The following is a 1,489-nucleotide window of genomic DNA, read 5'->3' as shown; positions in this document are numbered from 1 at the left end:
TCGAACTTGACTGGAACACAGGGAACATCTACATAACCAAGGGAACTGCAAAGACCTATCCCTGCATGGTGGCTCATTTGGATCAGGTACAGAAATATCATCCTACAGACTTCACGGTAATTGAAACCAAGGACTTATTGTTTGGTTATAGTCCCAAAGAAAGGAGTTTTTGCGGATTGGGAGCTGATGATAAAAACGGTGTATGGTTATGCCTTCAATGCCTCCAGAAGTTTAACGAAATAAAAGTTGCATTCTTTGTGGGTGAGGAGGTCGGTTGCATCGGAAGCTCAAAGGCAAACATGGAATTCTTTAACGACTGTCGCTTTGTAATACAGCCGGACAGAAGGGGTAATTCTGATGTAATAACCCAAATCGGCTTCATGGACATTTGCTCGGACGATTTCATAAAGGACATAACGCCTGAAAAGTTTGGCTATACACCGACAGAAGGAATGATGACCGACGTTGAGCAACTGAAGGAGAACGGATTAAATGTTTCCTGCATCAACATAAGCTGCGGTTATTACGAACCACATACGGACAATGAGTTTACAGACAAGAACGACCTGATGAAATGTTTAGTTTTTATCGAGCACATAATCACACATTGCACCAAGGTATATCCTCATGAGCCGGGACGGATGAAAGGTTACGACTGCCAGTTGGTATGGTGGGAACAGTATGAGGAAATGTATGAACTGGTAAGGGATTCGCTTATTTCAGACCCTACATTGACACCTGCCGACCTGCATTCCTTTTATCATGAGGAATACCCCTTGCTCGGACTTGACGACTTCGCGATGATATATGACGATGCAGCAGCAGAACTCTACTACGAAAGAAATGAAGATGTAGCTTAGTCAAATATCATACTCTCTTATGTCGCTGAATACCAACCAATTAACCATAAAAGACAAATGTCAAACCAAAAGACGGCAAATGAGGCTCTAATACATGGCCTATTGGAATGCAAAACACGGTCTTTTACAATGCGTTTGATGGCCTTTCAGAAATTGGTTGATATTCGATGTAATTTTAATCAACAAAACATCAATTTCAAAACAATAAAAATAAAGACAATAACGGTTATGAACACAACAGAAAACAGAACTTCAATAGCAAGATACATTTGGAGAATATTCCAGCACAGTGTAATCCCTTTAAGCTGGGGAATATGCTTCGCTTCGGTCAGGACTTTAAGTAATGGCACGGAGTTTCATGTACAGGGCTTCAAGATGACGGGTTATGTAAGAGTCGAGTATGACGAAGGCTCGGATACATTTACAGTTACCCTTACTCCTGACGAAAACCAAGGAAACAGGAAAATCATAGAAAACGTTTATCTTGACAACCTTATTTCGGTAATAGACGGAAACGTGGAATATTGCGAAAATTATGAAACAAGAGTAAGACAATGGCTAAGGAAACAGGCAGTCTGATTATGGGATATTCAAGTCTTTACAGGAATTACGGTTGCAGAAGAAAATCA

General features: G+C 40.6%; 2 protein-coding genes. Both read left to right on the top strand.

From position 1 onward, the window contains the following. The coding region (locus H6A34_RS14385; protein ID WP_205106074.1) for a zinc-binding metallopeptidase family protein at positions 1-860 on the top strand (860 nt) is incomplete at its 5' end. Positions 861-1,088: 228 nt separating this feature from the next. After that, entirely contained in the window at positions 1,089-1,439 is a 351-nt protein-coding gene (locus tag H6A34_RS14380) for a hypothetical protein (RefSeq protein WP_205106073.1), read from the top strand. Positions 1,440-1,489: the final 50 nt, after the last annotated feature.

Origin of the sequence: Marseilla massiliensis (genome assembly GCF_016899855.1) — a bacterium.
Lineage (GTDB): Bacteria > Bacteroidota > Bacteroidia > Bacteroidales > Bacteroidaceae > Prevotella.
Note: the sequence above shows the minus strand (reverse complement) of the source record. Positions and strands in the feature narration are given on the sequence as shown.